The sequence below is a fragment of the Krasilnikovia sp. MM14-A1259 genome, assembly GCF_047159535.1.
Classification (GTDB): domain Bacteria; phylum Actinomycetota; class Actinomycetes; order Mycobacteriales; family Micromonosporaceae; genus Actinoplanes.
On record NZ_BAAGAJ010000002.1, the window covers coordinates 1,127,962 to 1,146,984 of the forward strand.

The window sequence follows — 19,023 nt, forward strand, 5'->3', positions numbered from 1 at the left end:
GCGCCTCCGCGTAGAACGCCCGCATGTCGTCGTCGGTGTCGTGTTCCGGCCGCCGATTCTGCGGCAGGACCCGGGCCTTGCCGCAAGCCCCCGGGGGCCCGATACGGTGAAGGTGGCACGCAGGTGGGCCCGGGATCTCTCGACCGTATGATGTCCGCGGCCGGCCCGCGGACGACTCGCCGCCGGCCGCACCGGCCAGGCACGGCGTCATCGGGGGAAACGTGGCATCGGACTCGAGCTCACACCAGTTGGCGGCCACGTACGACCGCCTGTGGGCTCAGGGCGACGCCGCGCTGCGCGCCGGGACTCATGTGCCCGACGCGATACCGGTGCACGGCGACCCCCGCTGGGGCCTGAGCGTGGTGCTGCGCCTCGACGGCCCGGTCGCCGGCCGGGTCGTCGACGAGCTGCCCGGCCTCGCCGCGGCCGGGGCTGCGCCGCACCTGGTGTACGCGGCCGCCGACCTGCACTGCACGATCCGCAGCCTGGAGGGCTACCAGGACGAGGTGCCGCCGGCCCAGGTCGACCGGTACGCCGAGCAGCTACGGCGGGTCACGGCGGGCCTGGGCCCGATCGAGGTCACGTTCCGCGGGCTGGGCGGCGCGCCCGGCGGGATCTTCGTCCGCGGATTCCCGGGCGCGGCCCTGTGGACGCTGCGCGAACGGTTGCACGCGGACCGGTTGCCGCACGGCCCGCTGGGCGTGCCGAGTGTGGACACCCACCGGATCCGCAGCACCGCCCACGTCTCGCTCGTGGTGTTCCGGCCGCCGGTGCGGGACGAGACGAAACTCGCCGAACACGTCGGCGCCCGCGCCGATCAGCGGTTCGGGACGGTCCAGGCGACCAGCCTGTCGCTGGTGCGGTACACGCCGACGCCGACCGCCGTGTCGATGCAGGAGCTCGCCCGCGTGCCGCTGTGACCGGCCGGGTTTCCGCACCGCACCGACGTCACTGGCAGCGCTGCTCACCCTTGTCGAGAGGGTTGCCGACGCCGACCGCGCGGAAGCTCCAGCTCCACGAGTCCGGCTTGAGCTGCAGGTCCAGCACACCGTGGTGGTCGAAGTCCGCGAACTCACCGATCGGGCGCGCCGCCTTGGCCCCGGGCGTGGTGTCCTGCACCGGGTCCGGCCGGTAGTGCGCCTGGCCGCCCGTGCCCACCACGTACTGGCGCACCCCGAGCGGGTCCTTCTTGCCGTCCGGGTCGAGCGGGGCGAACCGCTCGTAGTCGGCGTCGTGGCCGGACAGCACCAGCTCGACCCGGTGCTCGTACAGCGTGCGGAACAGGTCCGCGGTGCGCGGATCGGGCCCGCCGATGCCGGACGACCAGCGCGGGTGGTGCCACGCGGCGATCACGCACTCGCGGTCGGTGCTCTTCAGGTCGTTGTCGAGCCAGCTCTGCTGGGGCGATCCCTTGCCGCAGCCACCGGCCACGGCGGAGCAGTTGGAGTTCAGCACCACCAGGTGCCACCGGCCGATGTCCTGCGACCAGTACCCGTTGGGGTCCTTGACCTGCTTGCCGAAGTACGCGGTGAACGAGTTGGCGTCCTGCACCTTGTACTCCTGGTTGCCGAACACCGGCACCGTACGGCTCATCAGCCGCCCGAAGCTGGGCCCGTACACGGTGCGGTACGCCTGCGAGGTGGGCAGTTCGTACTGGAAGTCGCCGAGGCCCAGCAGCACGTCCGGGTGCAGCGCGACCGCCAGGTCGGAGACCTGCTTCTGGCGGCAGTGGTCGTGCGCGCCGGTGGCGAAGTCGGGGTCGTCCGGATCGCAGGCCATGTCGCCCACCGCGACCACCCGGATGGTGTCCGGCGTGGTGGAGCAGCGGCTCAGCAACGCCACCAGGGCCAGCAGCAACACGACGGCCAGCGCGAGCACCGCCCGCCCGCGGCGGCCGCGCGCACCGCGGACCAGGGCGCCGAGGCGGCCGCCGGCGACCGGGGCCGGCAGCTCGCCGACCTCGCCGCCGGTGCCCCGGCGGGTTACCACCGCCGCCGCGGCGCGCCGGACCAGGGTTCCGATCATCCGGATCGCCTCCGCACCATCGGGAGCAGCCGCAGCCGGCGCGCCCACAGCATCCGCAGCGTCGGGAGCAGCCGCGGCCGGCGCGCCCACAGCAGTTCGATCCGCCCGCGCCGGCGGTGCCCCATCGTCCACAGCTGGGGGCGACCGGCGGGCAGGCGGAACACGTACATGAACACCAGGGACGCGACGACGCCGACCGGCAGCAGGTAGAGCGCGTACCGGCCGATCTTGGCCGGGGTGTAGCGCATGGTCACGGTGCCGCCCTCGGGCAGCAGCCAGCCGTTCATCCAGCCCTGCAGGGTGACCTTGCGGGCCCCCGGTACGCCGGTGAGCACCCAGCCCGGGGCGGCGTTCTCGGCGAGCGCGATCGCGGTCTTGCCCGAGGTGGTGACCGTGCTGGTGAACTGGGCCGGGTTGCGTTTGGTGTAGTCCACCGTGGAGGCGGCACCGGGCGCCTCGTGGCGGATCAGCACGATCGAGGAGGGGCTGGCCACCGGGCGCAGCCGCACCCCGCGGTACTCGACCTGGGACTGCTTCTGCTCCTTCGGGTCACGCAAGCCGTACAGGTAGAGCCGGGTCTCCACCGCGTTCGGGTCCGGCGGGATCAGCGCCTCGTACGGCGTCCACCCCTGGTACAGCGCCACCGCGGGCAGCGACCGGCACAGGTCGGGGCCGCGCAGGTACAGGCAGAACTTGGGATTGCGCAGGGCTACGCTGCGCGCCTGCATGGACAGCTCGTACAGCGACGACGCGCCCATGTCGGAGGCCAGCGAGCCGATGCAGGCCAGGTGCCGCACCGCCTTGAGGGTGTACGTCGTCTCGCCGTCCGACCCGGTCTCCGACTCGGCGTCCAGCCCGGCCTGGTCGATGGTCTGGTCGTCGTAGCGGAAGCAGTCGTCCAGCGGCTCGAACGGCGCGAGCACCGAACCGGACAGGCCGCCGTCGACCCGCAGCTGATGCTTGCCGGCGGTGAGCTGCACGGTCACCTCGGGGACGGCCGGCGGGAACACAGTCTGCTCGGCGACCGGCTCCAGCGCGTCGATCTGCAGCCCGCGGTACTCCGTGACGGTCTTCGGCTTGAGCCGCTCGCCGACGTCGGCGTGCAGGATGACCTGCAGCTCGTTGGAGATGCTGTCCATCGTGACGACCTGCTCGTAGGAGGTCCACTGGTCGTCGAGCACCGGGCGGGCGCTCAGCTCGCAGCCGGACGCCCCGGCCTGGAACAGGCAGATCTGCGGGCGCGCACCGGCGACGTGCCGGTACTGCAGCCGGATCCGGTAGATCTGCCCGGCCTTGGCGTTGCGGACCGTCACCCGGGTGCAGGCGGCGTGGTCGGCCGCGCTGAGCCGCACGGTACGGCCCTGCGGGGTGTTCGTGATGGTCTGCTGGAGTTGCAGCTCCCGCCACGGCCGCGGCTCGTAGTTGTTGCAGTCGAACACCGGCACGTAGTCGGTGGCGTCGACCGTGGTCTTGGACTGGGCGAGCAGCGTCAGTTTCGTGGCCGAGCCCACCGGCACGGTCGCCGGTGCCGCGGTGTCGCGGCCCCAGCCGTCCAGCGACACCGTACGGGTGCCGGCCTGCACCGCGAGGACCGGGCGCGCGGTGGACACCGGCACGGACAGCGCGGGGCGGCTCGACACCGGTTTGCCGTCCACCTTCACCACGGTGGGGTCCTCCAGCAGCAGGCGGCGGTGCGCGGTGTCCAGCCGCGGCGTCAGCACCGCCGCGGCCCGGGCCCGCTGGGCGAGGGTGTACGACCCGGCCGCCACATCGACGGTCGTGGTGGGTGAGCCGGAGTCGACCGCGGGCACGGGCCACTGCACCACGTCCGGGGTGACCGTCACCTGGTCGTCGACCCGCGGGCTCAGCGCGGCGGGCGTGGTGTCCGTGCGCGCGAGGATGGCCGTACGTGAATCCACCGTGCCCACCACCGCGGCGGCCGCATCCGCGCGGGCGGGCGCGTCGAGCACCCGGTCGTAGGTCCGCACGGTCGGGCTGGTGCCGCCGTTGAACCGCCACAGCTGCAGCGTGCCGTCGGAGACGAGCTGGGCGCCCGGCACCTTGGTCATGGCCGCGGACAGCACCCGGTCGTCGGCGAAGTACCGGTTGGGCAGGCCGCGGACCAGGTCGTGCCGGATGACCAGGCTGCTGGCCCCGATGGCGTCCATCAGTTTCGGTACGGGCGTGAGGTCGCCGGCCAGCAGCGCGTCCTCGATGCCGTGCACCTCGGCGCCGAAGCCGGGTACCTCACCGAAGTAGCCGCCCGGCTTGGGCTGGATCACCGGATGCTGGACGAGCAGGTTCGCGATGCTGTCCGCGCCGAAGAACCCCCACGTCGTGGGCATCTGGTAGTAGTCGTCCAGCGGCAGGACGAGGACCTTCCCGGGGCGCGGGTCGGCGTCGATCCGCGCGGCCATGTCCCACCAGTCCTGCGGCACCCGCACGTGGGCGGACGGCTGGGTGGGCCGCTCGTCGGGCATCACCGCGCCGGTGTAGAGCGGGTACGGGTACGCGAGCACCAGCAGCAGCGGGGTCACCGAGGCGGTGGCGGCCAGCCGCCGGGGCAGGGCGAGCCGGAAACGCGCCGAGGCGCGCAGCCTCGTCAGCATGCCCTCGACGCCGATGGCCAGCATGACCCCGAAGAATGAGACCAGCAGCTGTCCCAGCTTGCTCATCGGCTCGCGGAACAGCCAGAAGCCGGGCGCATGCAGGTAGAGGAACATGTTGGCCTGGGTGAACGGCGGCTTCAGGCCCTTGGCCAGGAAGACGAACAGCAGGATCAGCGCGAGCAGCCCGAACGCCAGCCGGCGCAGCCGCCGCGGGGCGAGCAGCGGCGCCAGGAACACCAGCACGGGCAGCAGATAGCGGATCCAGATCCACGCGGGCCGGTCCAGATCCGACGCGAACGGCAGGTACTGCGGCCGGAACCACGCCCAGTTGGCCACCATCGTGAGGATGTTCGGCGGGCTGTTGTTGACCTGCGACCACGACCAGTTGGTGGGGTCCGTGAACGCGGCGTTCGCGGTGGCGCCGCCGCCGCCGATGTACGACTGGGCGAGCGGGAACAGCCACCACCCGTTGAGCACGATCGCCCACGGCGCGGCCTTGATGAACCACCAGAGCAGGCGTTTGGCGCCGGCACGGCCGACGACCAGCGCCGCCAGCAGCGGGGTGCCGCCGACCGCCCACGCGTACGCGACCAGCAGCATGGGCGGGTTGAACGCCAGGAACGACGTGGGCATCAGCGCGAACCCGGCGATCGGCGTCGGCACCCGCCGGCCCAGCGCCACCCGCATCGCGATGCCGGTGATCAGCGCGACCGACCCCACCGAGATGATGTTGAGCGGATTCGGCAGCCGGGTCAGGAAGAAGCCGTTGAGCACCCCGAACGACCCGGCCGCCACGATGCCGACGTGACTGCGCACGAACGCCCCGGCCAGGTACGCGATGCCGAACCCGACCAGGCCGTAGATGCACGTGTAGAACAGCCACTGCGCGGAGTACTCGGTGAGCCCGACCTGCTTGCAGCACCAGATGAGGATGAACTCGAACGCCCGCGCCATGGTGTACCCGGCGGAGCCGGCGCCGGTGGTCTGGTGGTTCCACGACCACAACGCCTCGGGTGCCCAGCCCTGCCGGATGAACGCACCCATGTCTCCGGTGGCGATGAACGTGCCGGTGCGGAACCACCGGCTGACGATCAGCGAGGAGATCGCGAAAACGATCAGGTACGGCCGGGCGGCGAGCCAGCCGGCACGGCTGAAGACGCGTCGCACCACCCCCGACCCCTTCCGATCCCGGCCGCCCCGACCGGACGGTCGCGGGCTTCCCCAGGCTGATCGGCCGTGGCGGGGCCGCCCTGAGAATCGGCAGCCGTGCGTACGCTGAGAGCTCAGTCGCGGGCGGACCGGCCGACCGCACGGAACGCGCTGTCGAACATGGCCCGCAGGTGCCCGGTGTGCCGCTCGGTGCACCAGGCGAACAGCCAGCCGGCCCCGACCAGCACCGCGCTGAGCGCCAGCAGTGCCAGCCAGTGTGCGGGCGAGGGCACCCACCGCTGCGCGGCATGCGGCGCCAGCAGCGCCGCGATCAGCGCGGCGATCGGCAGGTGGACCGCGTACAGCGAGTAGGACGACTCCGCGTACGCCGACAGGGCGTCGAGGACGCGACCGGGCAGCCCGCCCCAGCGCAGGTCCTGGACCAGCAGGGCGAGCAGGACCGTCGTGGCGGCCGCCAGCAGCAGCACGTTGCGGCTGGAGTAGCTGGCCTGGGTGGCCCACAGGGCGGCGGCCACGACCAGTGCGGCGCCGGCACGGGCCAGCGTCAGGGTGCGCGGGCGCAGCCGCGCCAGCACGGCCGCGATCCGGTCCCGGTACAGGGCCACGCCGGCACCCATCAGCCACACCGGCAGGTACATGAGGACCTTCGGGCCCACCAGCGCGCACACGGCGATCAGCAGGACCGCGTTGAGGATCCGCACGCCGACCGGGCCGCGGCTCTTCCACGCGTACAGGGCCAGCGGGAAGATCGCGTAGAACGCGGCCTCGTACGCCAGCGACCACAGTGAGGCGTTGGTGCCGTACGTGGGCACCACGATCGTCTGCAGGAAACCGAGGTTGCCCAGTGCGGTCAGCGGGTCCAGCCGCCCCGCCAGGTCCGCCACCGGAACGGTGTGGTGGTAGGCCGGGTCGCCCAGGTAGATCGAGGTGTTCCCGAGCAGCGCGAGACCGAGGTGGTCCAGGATGCCGGTGAGCACCAGGGCAGGGCCGAGCACGATCCACAGCCGGCTCAGGCGCGCGGTGGCGTAGCTCGCCCACCGGAACCGGCCCCGCCGGAACGCGGCGATCACACTGCCGCCCACCCAGTAGCCGCTGAGCACGAAGAACACGAGCACGGCTGCCGGGCCCAGGCCGGTCACCGCGTACAGGACCGTGGTGAGGGCGCCGTCGCCCGCCTCGGCCGGGTCGACGAACAGCAGCGTACGCAGGTGGTAGACGACCACGAGCATGGCCGCGGCGGCGCGCAGTGCGTTGAGCGCGCGGTGGGTGCCGGGCCTCGTCGGCGCCTCGGCCCGGGCGGGGAGGGTGGCTGTCATGCGGGGCTTCCTGCCGTCACGTGTGCGGTCCCGGTCATGTCCGGGGTGGCCTCGTCCGGGCCGGCGGCCGCCGGATCACCCGGTTCCGGTCCGGCCGTGACCGGATGAGCGGCCACCTGGTCGGCGTAGCTCTGCTCGCCCAGGGCGCGGTGCCGCAGGCCGACGAGCCCGAGGGGGACGGCGAGCCCGCTCAACGCGAGCCCGACCAGCACCGCGTAGTACACGTATTCGGGGTTCCCGAGCGCGTGCGCCGGGCCGCACGACGCGAACAGGGCGACGGCGAGGCCCAGCGGGGGGCGCCACAGCCGGTCCGCGAGCGCGGGCAGGTCCCGCAGGCTCCAGCGGCGGCGGTGCCGGGCCGGGGGCCGCGACGGCGGGTCGTCGTCCGCGACGTACGCCGGTCGTGCCGCGACGCGGGCCGCCACGGACTCGGCGAGATCGAGGCCCGCGCGCAGCTCGGCCAGCGCACCGACCGGGTCGGTGGTCGCGGGCGGGGCAGCCACGGAGGGGGCAGCCGCGGGCGGCGGATCGAGGTGCGCGGGAGCGTCGGCGATGTCGAGCGACATGACGATCCCTCCCGGTGGGCGCGTGGAACGGGGCCGGAGCGTGCTCCGACCCCTTTCCATCGGTCCCCGTGACGCCGGCATGAGATCTTCCCCGCGCACGGCCTCAAGATCGGCCGGTGGATGTGGCGCCGCCCCGCCGGTCTTCCGGGCCCGGCGGGGCGGCAGGGTGTGCACGCGTCAGGAGGTCAGCGCGGCACGAAGGGGCGGTACGGCCGTCAGGGTGCGGTCACCCCGGCCAGCCAGCCCGGCTGGGCGTCGCCCTGCCGGTAGGCGGCCACGCGGTAGGTGGTGCCCGACGCGGGCGCCGGGTCGATCCACTGCTGGATCGCGGTACCGGAGACCAGGCCGATCCGGTCGATCAGGTGCACGTCGCCCGCCTGGGTGTTGTCCACCAGGACGAACGCCTTGGCGTAGACGGCGTTGGCCGGGGCGGTGCTGGTGTACCAGCTCGTGATCCACCCGGTCGCGTTGTCGACCGAGTTGTTGTTGGAGGTGGCGAGCCGGGAGATCCGGACCTTGTTGGCGTCGTAGTACTCGATGCCGGTCCGGCCCCGCTGACCGGTGCCGGTCAGCGCCCGGTAGGCGGCCGTCGTGGTGTAGGTCTGGCCGGGCACGATCGACAGGAACCGGCCGGACGCGTTGACCTGGCCCGCCGCCAGAGCGGTCAGCGAGAGGGAGCCGCCGCCGGGCGCACCGGCACCGTTGTAGTAGCCGATCCTCGTGTTGGCGACCTGGGTCCAGCCGGAAGCGTCCGCGTCCACGGTCGAGTCCGCGTCGGCGACCATGTTGCCCGGGACCACGCCCGTGCCCGCGGGCACGTCGGCGACGAGGGCGTTGTTGCGGTACACCCGGTAGCCGGCGACCGGCGCGGTGGTGGTCGGGTTCGAGTCGGTCCAGGCCACCCCGTTGCCGGGGGCGGCCAGGGCGGTCGGCGCGATGGCGGCGGAGGCCGCGTAGCGCACAGGTGCCCCGATGACCCCGGTGAGCGTGTTGGTCTCGCCGGCCGGGCCGGTCAGGACGGTGTTCTTGATCGTGCTGACCGCGTTGCGGGCGCCCACGTGCACACCGAACCAGGTGGTCGGGATGGACTGGTCGTCGGTGATCTTGTTGCCGTAGATCTTGTCGCCGTTGCCGATGGAGATGCCGACGCCGCTGGTCTCGAACGTCCCGGCGCCGGTGTTCATCTCGGTGTTGGCGTTGCCGAAGCCGGCGTCGACGATCTCGTTGCCGGTGATCGTGTCGGCGGCGTTCTTGACCCGGTCCATCAGACCGGCGATGACCACGCCGGTGTTACGCGGGTTGACGATGATGTTGTCCGCGACAACGTTGTTGCCGCCGGCCCGCACGATGTGGTCGTTGGGGTCCGTGCTGCTGGTGTTCCACGTGCCCAGCGTGCCGTACGAGGCGTCGGCGTCGGCGTAGTCGTCGTAGGCGATGATGACGGCCGCGTCGGTGGAGTTGATCAGACGGTTGCCCCGGACGACGGAGTCGCGCGGGTCGGTGACGTCCTTGTTCTGGCCGCTGTGCAGGTACTTGCTGTTCGACTGCAGCGTGATGTGGCCGCCGTACATGACGTTGTCGACGATCGTCGCCTCCGGCACGCCCTCCATGTACAGGTTGCCGTAGTTCATGTTCCGGGCCGCCGCGACCGCCGGGTCGGTGTACACCGTGTTGGCGCGGATCGTGGTCTGGATCGCGTTGGTGAAGTCCATGCTGTTGCCGCGGATGGTCTTGTCGAACTGGTTGTACTCGATGACCGCGCGCTCGTTGCGGCCACCGCCGCCGATGTTGTCCTCGTCGCCGGACTCGGCGCCGCCCCAGTTGTCGAAGCGGTTGTCGACGACGTGCACGTCGTTGACGCCGTTCACCCAGAGCTTGAAGTACTCCAGGTTGGTGAAGCGGATCTGGCGCACCGTCCAGCGGTCGCCCGCGTTGACGCCGCCGCCCACGTTCGTGCTGGCGGCGGTGCCGACGCGGAAGTCGCACAGCTCGCCCGGGCGGGCCGGCATGTCGGCCGGCTCGGGGGCGCCGGCGCCCTCGCGGCAGTTGCCGTTCACGGTCAGGTCGGAGACCAGGTTCGTGCTGCCAGGCGACGCCGTGGCCTTGTCGTCCCAGCGCACGAGGAAGCCGTAGCTGAAGTTCGCCCACTTGGAGGTGATCATCGCCAGGGTGGTGGCGGTGATGCCGCTGCCGCGCAGGTTGACGTTCGGCGGCACCCGCAGGCTGCTGCCCATCGCGTACGTGCCGGGGGCCAGGAACACCGTGCCCGGCCGGGCCGGGGTGACCACGGCGCCCGCGCCGTCCACGACCGCGGGCACCGCGAGCGCGGCGGCGGAGGCGACCGCGGTCTTCAGCGCGTCGTAGTTGTCGCCGGCGACCGGGGCGGGCGCGGCGACACAGCGCGCGTCCGCGGCGCAGTCGGCCGCGGTCAGGGCGGCCGGGCTCAGCGTCGACGTCAGCGAGTAGCCGGGGTCACCGGGGTCGGCCGCGGCGGCGGCGATCGCGCCGGGCAGGGCGGGCGTCGCCAGCACGGGGAGCAGGGCGGCGAACAACATCCGGGTGGCCGTACGGCGCCCGGGACGGCGCGACGGCGAGGATGCGGGGAGCGAAGCCATAGAGATAGGTCTCCAAGCGGTAAGGGAATGCCGACCGGTGACGTCGGCCGCGAACCTCAAGCTGAGCTCAGGCACGGCTCTGGAACGCCTCAAGCACGGGCTTCCTCAAGGCCCGGTACGCCGCCTCAAGGTCCGCTCAACCGTCAGGCAAGCTTGGCTCGGTACGGTCCCGCCGGCCGGGTTCGTGCCGAACCTCGGGGCATGCGAATCGTCACCGTCTCCGCCCGCACCGCCCTCAGCCTCGTCCTCGTGGCCTTCGGCGTGGTCGCCGCCCTGCTGGCGCACACCGCGCCGGCCGCCGCGGCGAGCCCGAGCGGCCCCAACTCGCTCGTGCTGAGCTGGGTCAACGACGGTGACGAGCTGCACGTCGAGGGATACGCGTACCGGGCCAAGTCGGTGGTGGACATCCGCCTGGGCGACCAGCCGATCCAGCAGGCCCGTGCGGACGAGACCGGCCGTGTCGAGGTGAGCGTTCCGCAGTCCCTGATCGCCGCCGGGCAGTCCGGCGCCAGCATCATCGTGATCGGCCGCTCCGTCTCCGGCGCCTCCCGCGTACTCATCTCCGCCGTGCCGCCGCGCGCCGCGGTCCGCGGCCCGGTCGACCTGCTCCCGTGGTCGCTGGCCGCGCTGGCGGTGGCCGGTGTCGGGTTCGCCGCGCTGCGCCGCCGCGGCCGGGTGACCGCGGGCGCCCACCGCGCCGCCCGGTTCGCCTGACCGCGCGCCGCCTGCCATGACCGGCCGCCCCGGATCCGAGCGCCACCCGATTCGCCGCAACCTCCGACGCGCCGCACCCGACTCGCTACCGAACGCTCCCCGCGTCGCGCCCGGCCTTACCCACCATGGTGCGCGGACCCGTCTGGGTCCCGCTCCCCGGAAAGGTCAACGCATGGGATTTGCGGCGCGCACGCTGGTCGAGGCTGTCCTCGGTCCCGCGGCAATCGTTGATCCGGACGGGCGGGTCCTGGTCGCCAACAACCGGTGGCGGGAGTCCGAGCAGGACGGCCCGCTGCACGCGCCCGAGGGCTCCGGCCTGACCGCCTCCGTGCCCGGCTGCGCCGCACACGCCGGCATGATCAACGCGGTCCGGACGCTGACCCCCGGCACCCCGCCCGTGGTGCTGCGCTGCCGCTGCGCCGCGTCCGGCCAGCACACCGTACGGATCTCCCACCTGGAGACCGACTGCGGCGACCACCGCCGGCTCGTGACCACCGAACAGCGCGTCGTCGGCCCGGTCGACACGAACGCCGACGACGCCGCGGCCCGCGCCAAGTCCCAGTTCCTGGCGCTGCTCGGCCACGAGATCCGCACCCCCGTGACCGCGGTCGTCGGCATGGTGGACCTGCTGCGCGCCCTGCCATTGCAGCAGGACGTCCGCGAGGTCGTCGACGGGGTGCACCGCTCGACCCACGCGCTCAAGCACCTGACCGACGACCTGCTCGATCTCGCCCGCCTGGAGACCGGCCGGCTCAACCTGGAACGGCGGCCGGTCGCACTGCGCCCGCTGCTGGAAGGCATCCTTGAGCCGCTGCAGCAGCAGGCCCGCAGCAAGGGGATCCTGCTGCTGGCCGCGCTGTCCCCGGACATGCCGGCCACCGTGCTCGGCGACGAGGGCCGGCTGCGCCAGGTGCTCACCAGCGTCGTCGGCAACGCGGTCAAGTTCACCGAGCACGGCGAGGTCGTCATCACCGCGGCCCGCGAGGGCGACGGCACGTACGTGCTGTCGGTCTCCGACACCGGCCCGGGCATGGACGACCAGGACCGGGCCCGCGTGTTCGCCCCGTTCGTGCAGGCCGACTCGTCGGCTGCGCGCCGCCACGAGGGTGCCGGGCTGGGTCTGGCCCTGGCCGCCCGCCTGGTGCACCGCATGGACGGCGACATCGACGTCACCTCCGAGCTCGGCAAGGGATCGGAGTTCCGGATCCGGCTGCCGCTGGAGGGCGCCAAGGTCCGCAAGGCGGACGGGGAACGGCCGCTGGCGGGCCGCCGGATCGGTGTGATCGCCCCGTCGCCGCGTTCGGTGCAGGCGCTGTGCTGGCTGCTGGAGACCGCCGGGGCGGAGGCGAAGCCGACCGTGCTGGCCGACGTGGTGGTACGCCGCCACGACGTGGACACCGTCCTGTGGGTCGACGACTCCCACGACCCCGAGGCGAACCGGCGCGTCGACACCATCATCGAAGCGGTCGGGCCCACCGGCCGGGCGCTGATGATCAGCACGACGGACCCGCGTACCGGGATCGTGCGCAAGCCCGGCGTGCTCACCGCACCGCTGGTGCTCAGGCGTCTCGTGGCCGCGCTGAACCTGGAGCGCACCGGGGTCCGCGGCGCGCCGATCACCGTGCCGAAGCTGGCCGGCGGGCGGGTGCTGCTGGCCGAGGACAACGACATCAACCGCAACGTGTTCCGCCGGATGATCGAGCTGCTCGGCGGCGAGTGCGACGCGGTCGGCGACGGCGCCGCCGCCGCCGAGGCCGTGCTCGGCGACCGGCCGTACGACGTGGTGCTCATGGATCTGCAGATGCCGGGCACCGACGGGCTGGAGGCGACCCGGATCATCCGGGCGGCGGGCAACGCCACCCCGATCCTGGCCCTGACCGCGACCGCACTGCACGGCGACAAGGAGCGCTGCCTGGCGGCCGGGATGACCGGGCACCTCAGCAAGCCGATCACCCTGCCGGAACTGCGGGCGGCGCTGCAGCCGTACCTGTCCGGGGAGGCCCCGGTCGTCGAGGAGGCCGACGCCGAGGCCGAGCCGGAGGCGGCCGAGGGGCCGGCGCCGTGCGTCGACCTGGGCAAGCTGCGCGACCTGGAGGAGCAACTCGACGACCGGTCCCTGGTGGTGACCACGGTCAACACGTTCCTGTCCCAGCTCGACGAACGGCGCTCAGCGCTCAGCGAGGCACTGCGCCGCCGGGACCGCAACGCGCTGCGGGCCACCGCGCACACCCTCAAGTCGTCCAGCGCCCTGCTCGGCGCGGATCCGCTGGCCTCGGCCTGCGCCCGGGTCGAACAGCTCGCCATCGCCGAGGCCGGTGAGCAGGAGCTGGCCACCGAGGTCGCCGAGGTCGAACGCGCCGTCGCCGGCGCGGTGCAGGCCATGAACAGCTACCTCGCCGACGCCGGCCGCGCGGGCTGACCGTGGGGCGGCAAAGGATCTACGTCACTTCGGATCACATCAGCAGGAACGGTAGCGATATGGGATCTGTGTTCGGTAGCTGGCGGCAGTGGGCGCGGCGGGGACGGCAGACGGTCCACCCCGACCGTGAACCCACGGTGCCCGCCGCCCAGCCCGGTTCCCCCACCGACGACGCCGTGCAGGCTGAACTGGAACTCGCCCGGCAGCGCAACGCCGACCTCGAACGGACCGTACGGGAGCTGACCCGTTCCGTCGCGGAGCTGGAGGCGTTCTCCCGGGAGATCAGCCACGACCTCAAGAGCCCGCTCGCCGGGATCTGCGGGTACGCGCAGCTGCTCGCGCACGTCGACTTCGGTGTGCCGCACCCGGACGAGTTCGACGAGTTCGTGTCGCAGATCAGCAACGGCACGGAACGGATGCGCTCGCTGATCGACGACATGCTCGCGTACGCGACGGCGCGCGGCGGCCAGCTCCAGGCGACCCCGGTCGACCTGACCGCCGTGGTCGCCGAGGTCGCCGCAGCACAGACCAGCGAGGTGCGGCACCGCTCCGGGGTGGTTCCCCGGATCACGGTCGACCCGCTGCCCTCGGTGCACGGCGACGAGATCATGCTGCGCCGCGTCTTCGACAACCTGGTGTCCAACGCGGTCAAGTACGTGCGCCCCGGTGAGGCGGCGCGGGTGCACATCTCCGCCCGGCCGGGCGCCGCGGGCTGGCTGCGTATCGAGGTCACCGACTCCGGCATCGGCATCCCGGACGGCCAGCACGAGACGATCTTCGGCGAGCTGAACCGGGCGCACGCGCAGGCGGGCTACCCGGGCACCGGGCTCGGCCTGACCATCTGCCGCCGGATCGTGGAACGCCACGGCGGCGCGATCGGCGCCGACCCGAGCTTCCGCGAGGGCACCCGCATCTGGCTCACCCTGCCCACGGCCGCCGGCCTGGAGGCGTACGACCCGGGCACCGAGCACCTCGCCGTGTCCTGACCGACCTTTCTTGCGCCGGCGCTGACCCGCCCTTGAGGCGGCCTTGAGCTCGGGCGCCGATCGAGCTGAGTGACGACCAGATCCACATGGAGACGAGGCCACAGATGGACGTCAGGCGACTGACCGCCACGATGGGAACCGCGCTGCTCGGCGCGGCCGTGGCTGCCGCGGGGCTGCCCGGGGTGGCGTACGCTGCACCCGCCGCGCCCGGCACCCTCACCGTGGCCCGCGCGACCGGCGACCCGCACAAGGTCCAGATCTCCTGGAAGGCGGTCACCGGCGTCGACCACTACACGCTGGAGATCGTCGACCGGGACGTCCAGTCGGTGGTGACGATGCCGTCGACGGCGACCACCTACACGCTGGACAACCCGGACCCCTGCTCGTCGTACAAGATCCGGGTGGGTGCGGCCGACGCGAGCGGTGCCGCCGGGTACACCGGGTACTGGACGCTGAAGTCGCTGACTCCCGGCTACGTCCAGGGCCAGGTCGCCGACCACGAGTCCAACGGTTCCACCGGGCTGGTCACCTTCCGTGCCCCGGCGTGGGCCGGCTACACGGACCTGACCGGCTACCACGTGGTCATCACCCGCCAGTCGGACAACAAGGTGATGGCGGACAAGCGCATCACCGACACGGCGTTCCGCCTGCCGGTCGATCCGGCGGGCATCTACAACGTCGAGACGACCGCGGAGAACGAGTTCGGCGGCTGCCTGACCGCGAAGTCGCTGATGGACAAGTACCGTCCCGGCGACCCGACGAACCTGGTGGTCACCCGCAAGGCCGACGCGCCGGAGAACGCCACCGTCACCTGGCAGGCGCCCGCCGGCCAGCCCGTCCCCACGTACTACACGATCCAGTACGGCCAGACGTACATGCAGGCGCCCGTCAAGGTGGACGCCCCCGCCACCTCGACCGTGCTGAAGCTCGACCCCACCAAGGCCTGGAACCTGCAGATCCGCTCGTACAACGAGAACGGCGGCAGCAACCAGCTCCTCGGCACCATCCCGGTCTGGGACGGCACGACGGCCGCCGCGGTGCCCAGCACCAGCCCGTCCCCGGTGCCGACGACCGCGCCGACCTCCGCGGCCCCCGCGCCGTCGCCGAGCGAGCCCACCTCCTCCGCGCCGCCGTCGAGCAGCGACAAGACGCCGCCGACCATCACCGCGACCGTGTCGTCGCAGCCGGTGAACTTCTGGTACCGCAACCCGGTCACCATCCACTACACCTGTTCGGACGCGCAGTCCGGCATCGCCACCTGCCCGGACGACGTCACGGTGCGCACCAACGGCGAGGGACAGAAGATCATCGGTACCGCGATCGACAAGGCGGGCAACAGCACCTCCGTCCCGGTGACCGTCAACATCGACCAGGTCGCGCCGCGGATCACCGCGAGCGTGTCCGGTGACGTCAACGGCGACGGCTGGTACACCCGCCCGGTGACCGTCCACTTCACCTGCTCCGACGAGGGCTCCTCCACGCTGCTGGCCTGCCCGCCCGACGAGAAGGTCAGCACGGACGGCATCGGCCGTACGGTCACCGGCACGGCGACGGACAAGGCCGGCAACACCGCCACCGCCGCCATCACCCTCAACGTCGACCTGGAGGCGCCGGAGGTCACCGCGAAGGTGATCGGCGACATCAGCGCCGACGGCTGGTACCACACCCCGCCCACGGTCCACTTCACCTGCAAGGACGTCAGCTCCGGGATCGCCGACTGCCCGGCCGACCAGAAGGTCGACACAGACGGCGCCGACCGTACGGTCAGCGGCACCGCCACCGACAAGGCCGGCAACACCAGCACCGCGTCGGTCATGGTCAGCCTCGACCAGACCGCCCCGCAGATCGCCGCGACCGTGCTCGGCGTGCCCAACGCCGACGGCTGGCACCACAGCGCCCCGGTCGTGCACTTCACCTGCTCCGACACGGGTGCCGGCGTAGCCAACTGCCCTGAGGACCAGCAGGTGTACACCGACGGTGGCAAGCAGCAGATCACCGGCACGGCCACCGACAAGGCCGGCAACACCGCCACCGCGTCGGTGTCGGTCGACGTCGACCAGGCCGTTCCCCAGATCAAGGCGAACATCGTCGGCGAGGCCAACGCGGCCGGCTGGTACGCCACGCCCCCCACGATCCACTTCACCTGCACCGACCTGGGCTCCGGCATCGCCAGCTGCCCCGACGACAAGGTGGTCGGCACGGACGGCGCGAGCCAGCAGGTGCTGGGTATCGCGTACGACAAGGCGGGCAACACCGCCGCGGCCACCGTCGAGGTGAACGTGGACCGGACCGCCCCGGGCATCGCCGCCACGATCGTGGGCGACGCCAGCCGGGACGGCTGGTACCGCACCGCCCCGACCGTGCACTTCACCTGCACCGACGCCACCTCCGGCGTGGCCACGTGCCCCGCGGACATCCCGGTCACGGCCGAGGGCGCCGCGCAGCGGATCAGCGGCACCGGCTCGGACAAGGCCGGTAACCCGGCCACCGCCGCGGTGCTGGTCAACGTGGACCTCACCAACCCGGCGGTGACCGCGGGTGTGGTGGGCGACGCCAGCCCGGACGGCTGGTACCGCACCGCCCCGACCGTGCACTTCACCTGCACCGACGCGCTGTCCGGAGTGGCGGCCTGCCCCACGGACCAGCAGATCACCTCCGACGGCGCCGGGCAGAACGTGACCGGCACCGGCACGGACAAGGCCGGTAACCCGGCCGGCGCGGCCACGAAGGTCAACGTGGACCAGGCCGCCCCGACGGTCACCGCCACGGTGGTCGGCGACCTGAACTCGGACGGCTGGTACCGCACCGCCCCGACCGTGCACTTCACCTGCGCGGACGCCGGTTCCGGGGTGGCGAGCTGCCCGGCCGACCGTACGGTCACGACCGACGGTTCGGGCCAGCAGATCAGCGGCACCGGTACGGACAAGGCCGGAAACACCGCCACCGCCACGGTGAAGGTGAACGTCGACCTGACCGCCCCGGCGATCACCGCCAGCGTGGTCGGCGACGCCGGCCCCGACGGCTGGTACCGCACCGCCCCGACCGTGCGCTACTCCTGCACCGACAACCTGTCCGGGGTGGCCGCGTGCCCCACGGATCAGAAGGTCACCGCGGAGGGCGCGGGCCAGAACGTCACCGGCACCGCCACCGACAAGGCCCGCAACGTGGCCACGGCCAAGACGAAGATCAACGTGGACCGGACCGCGCCGACGGTCAGCGTCACCGGCGCCACCGACGGCACCCGGTACGCGCCGGACGCCATGCCGACCGTCGGCTGCGCCACGGCGGACACCGGTTCCGGGGTCAACGCGAAGGCCACGGCCACGATCGACATGGACGACCGCGGCGGCTACACGGTCACCTGCGCCGGGGCCACGGACAAGGCCGGTAACAGCGCGGCCCCGGTGAAGGTCGGCTACACCGTCAAGCCGTCCGTCGAGTGGCTCAAGGCGCTGACCCACCAGTACCTGGCCACCGCCAACCACGGCACCCTCACGGACCTGGACAACAAGCTCGACCACGGCCAGTTCGCCCTGTACTCGCTGAAGATCCTGGGTGAGGCCCTGAGCAAGAAGCCCACGGTCACGCCGGCCAACGCGGCCGCGCTGATGTACTGGGCGGCTGTCCTGGACCGGCTGAACTGATCAGCCGACCGTAGTCCGGCCGACGGAGCCGGGGCCCCGCAACGGGCCCCGGCTCCGTCGTGTGCGGCCGTATCCCGCGCACCGGGCGCCACCGGGAAGCCCACGAAAGCCCTGGTCAGCCGCGGTATTGGGAACCTCCCGCAAGCTTGTTGGCGTCTTGAAAGCCGATAGAGCCTGCGTTGAGTTGTGGGGTCGATCGTTACGGCATGACCGTAACGCTTGCCTCGCTCCCCGCCGACCGCACGGCGCGCCACGTGCTCAGCGCCCAGGCTGTCGAGATGGCATTCCAGCCCGTCGTCGAACTGTACGACGGCTCGGTGAAGGCGTACGAGGCGCTGGCGCGCTTCGACCCTCACTTCGCGAACCCTGCTCACGCGTTCGCGGCCGCCAACGAGGCGGGCATCGGCGTGGAGCTGGAGTTGCTCGCGGTCGAGCAGGCGCTGCTGAGCCTCGACCACATCCCGGCCGGGGCGTGGCTGAGCACCAACCTGTCCGTCGAGGCGCTGATGAACCCGACGGTGATCAACACCCTGCTGGCGCACGCCGACCGGGGCATCGCGGTCGAGCTGACCGAGCACACCCAGGTGCACGACTACGAGGCGCTGGTGCAGGTCACCAACGAGCTGCGCGCGGCCGGCGTACTCATCGCGGTCGACGACGCGGGCGCCGGGTTCGCCAGCCTGAGCCACATCCTGCAGCTGCGCCCGGACATCATCAAGCTGGACATCACGCTGACCCGCTGCATCGACACCGACCCGGTGCGGGCGGCGCTGGCCCGCTCGCTGGTCAGCTTCGCCGACGACATCGGCGCGATGCTCATCGCCGAGGGGATCGAGACGATCACCGAGCACGAGAAGCTGCGGTCGCTGGGCGTGCGGCTGGGGCAGGGCTACTTCATGGCGGCACCGGGCCCGCTGCCGCTGGCGCAGCTCGCCGCCTCGGCCTGACGGCTCCCCGTC

General features: G+C 72.3%; 11 protein-coding genes. 6 read left to right on the forward strand and 5 right to left on the reverse strand.

From position 1 onward, the window contains the following. The first annotated feature begins 221 nt into the window (after positions 1-221). Complete coding sequence (locus ACMCNK_RS04800) at positions 222-920, forward strand: 2'-5' RNA ligase family protein (protein WP_412735174.1); 699 nt, start codon at positions 222-224, stop codon at positions 918-920. A 28-nt stretch (positions 921-948) separates the two neighbouring features. On the opposite strand, the gene ACMCNK_RS04805 is transcribed toward ACMCNK_RS04800, so the two are convergent. The 5 genes from ACMCNK_RS04805 to ACMCNK_RS04825 form a co-directional block, all read right to left on the reverse strand. Next, on the reverse strand, positions 949-2,025 hold the full coding sequence (locus ACMCNK_RS04805; RefSeq protein ID WP_412735175.1) for a metallophosphoesterase: 1,077 nt from the start codon (positions 2,023-2,025) through the stop codon (positions 949-951). Continuing rightward, complete coding sequence (locus ACMCNK_RS04810) at positions 2,022-5,804, reverse strand: hypothetical protein (protein WP_412735176.1); 3,783 nt, start codon at positions 5,802-5,804, stop codon at positions 2,022-2,024. The genes ACMCNK_RS04805 and ACMCNK_RS04810 overlap by 4 nt, the downstream gene beginning before the upstream one ends. A 113-nt stretch (positions 5,805-5,917) precedes the next feature. Then, positions 5,918-7,120, reverse strand: coding sequence for an acyltransferase family protein (locus ACMCNK_RS04815; protein WP_412735177.1), 1,203 nt, complete (start codon positions 7,118-7,120; stop codon positions 5,918-5,920). Further along, complete coding sequence (locus ACMCNK_RS04820) at positions 7,117-7,686, reverse strand: hypothetical protein (protein ID WP_412735178.1); 570 nt, start codon at positions 7,684-7,686, stop codon at positions 7,117-7,119. The genes ACMCNK_RS04815 and ACMCNK_RS04820 overlap by 4 nt, the downstream gene beginning before the upstream one ends. 215 nt (positions 7,687-7,901) lie before the next feature. Beyond that, positions 7,902-10,301, reverse strand: a complete 2,400-nt coding sequence (locus ACMCNK_RS04825; protein ID WP_412735179.1) for a hypothetical protein — start codon at positions 10,299-10,301, stop codon at positions 7,902-7,904. A 201-nt stretch (positions 10,302-10,502) separates the two neighbouring features. On the opposite strand from ACMCNK_RS04825, the gene ACMCNK_RS04830 reads away from it, so the two are divergent. The 5 genes from ACMCNK_RS04830 to ACMCNK_RS04850 all read left to right on the forward strand — a co-directional run bounded on the left by ACMCNK_RS04830 (position 10,503) and on the right by ACMCNK_RS04850 (position 19,011). Beyond that, the gene (locus ACMCNK_RS04830) at positions 10,503-11,015 is read left to right on the forward strand and encodes a hypothetical protein (RefSeq protein ID WP_412735180.1); all 513 of its coding nucleotides are present in this window, start codon (positions 10,503-10,505) and stop codon (positions 11,013-11,015) included. Between the two features lie 172 nt (positions 11,016-11,187). Next, the gene (locus ACMCNK_RS04835) at positions 11,188-13,434 is read left to right on the forward strand and encodes an ATP-binding protein (protein ID WP_412735181.1); all 2,247 of its coding nucleotides are present in this window, start codon (positions 11,188-11,190) and stop codon (positions 13,432-13,434) included. Between the two features lie 59 nt (positions 13,435-13,493). Further along, positions 13,494-14,420, forward strand: a complete 927-nt coding sequence (locus ACMCNK_RS04840) for a sensor histidine kinase (RefSeq protein ID WP_412735182.1) — start codon at positions 13,494-13,496, stop codon at positions 14,418-14,420. Between the two features lie 104 nt (positions 14,421-14,524). Further along, positions 14,525-18,064, forward strand: a complete 3,540-nt coding sequence (locus ACMCNK_RS04845; RefSeq protein WP_412735183.1) for a Neogenin — start codon at positions 14,525-14,527, stop codon at positions 18,062-18,064. 206 nt (positions 18,065-18,270) lie between these two features. Continuing rightward, positions 18,271-19,011: an EAL domain-containing protein gene (locus ACMCNK_RS04850; protein ID WP_412735184.1), complete on the forward strand. Its 741-nt coding sequence runs from the start codon at positions 18,271-18,273 to the stop codon at positions 19,009-19,011. Positions 19,012-19,023 lie beyond the last annotated feature (12 nt).

Coding starts and splice junctions, on each gene's coding strand:
- ACMCNK_RS04805 (WP_412735175.1), bottom strand. CDS start 2,025: ATGATCGGAACCCTGGTCCGGCGCGCCGCGGCGGCGGTGGTAACCCGC.
- ACMCNK_RS04815 (WP_412735177.1), bottom strand. CDS start 7,120: ATGACAGCCACCCTCCCCGCCCGGGCCGAGGCGCCGACGAGGCCCGGC.
- ACMCNK_RS04820 (WP_412735178.1), bottom strand. CDS start 7,686: ATGTCGCTCGACATCGCCGACGCTCCCGCGCACCTCGATCCGCCGCCC.
- ACMCNK_RS04825 (WP_412735179.1), bottom strand. CDS start 10,301: ATGGCTTCGCTCCCCGCATCCTCGCCGTCGCGCCGTCCCGGGCGCCGT.
- ACMCNK_RS04830 (WP_412735180.1), top strand. CDS start 10,503: ATGCGAATCGTCACCGTCTCCGCCCGCACCGCCCTCAGCCTCGTCCTC.
- ACMCNK_RS04835 (WP_412735181.1), top strand. CDS start 11,188: ATGGGATTTGCGGCGCGCACGCTGGTCGAGGCTGTCCTCGGTCCCGCG.
- ACMCNK_RS04840 (WP_412735182.1), top strand. CDS start 13,494: ATGGGATCTGTGTTCGGTAGCTGGCGGCAGTGGGCGCGGCGGGGACGG.
- ACMCNK_RS04845 (WP_412735183.1), top strand. CDS start 14,525: ATGGACGTCAGGCGACTGACCGCCACGATGGGAACCGCGCTGCTCGGC.
- ACMCNK_RS04850 (WP_412735184.1), top strand. CDS start 18,271: ATGACCGTAACGCTTGCCTCGCTCCCCGCCGACCGCACGGCGCGCCAC.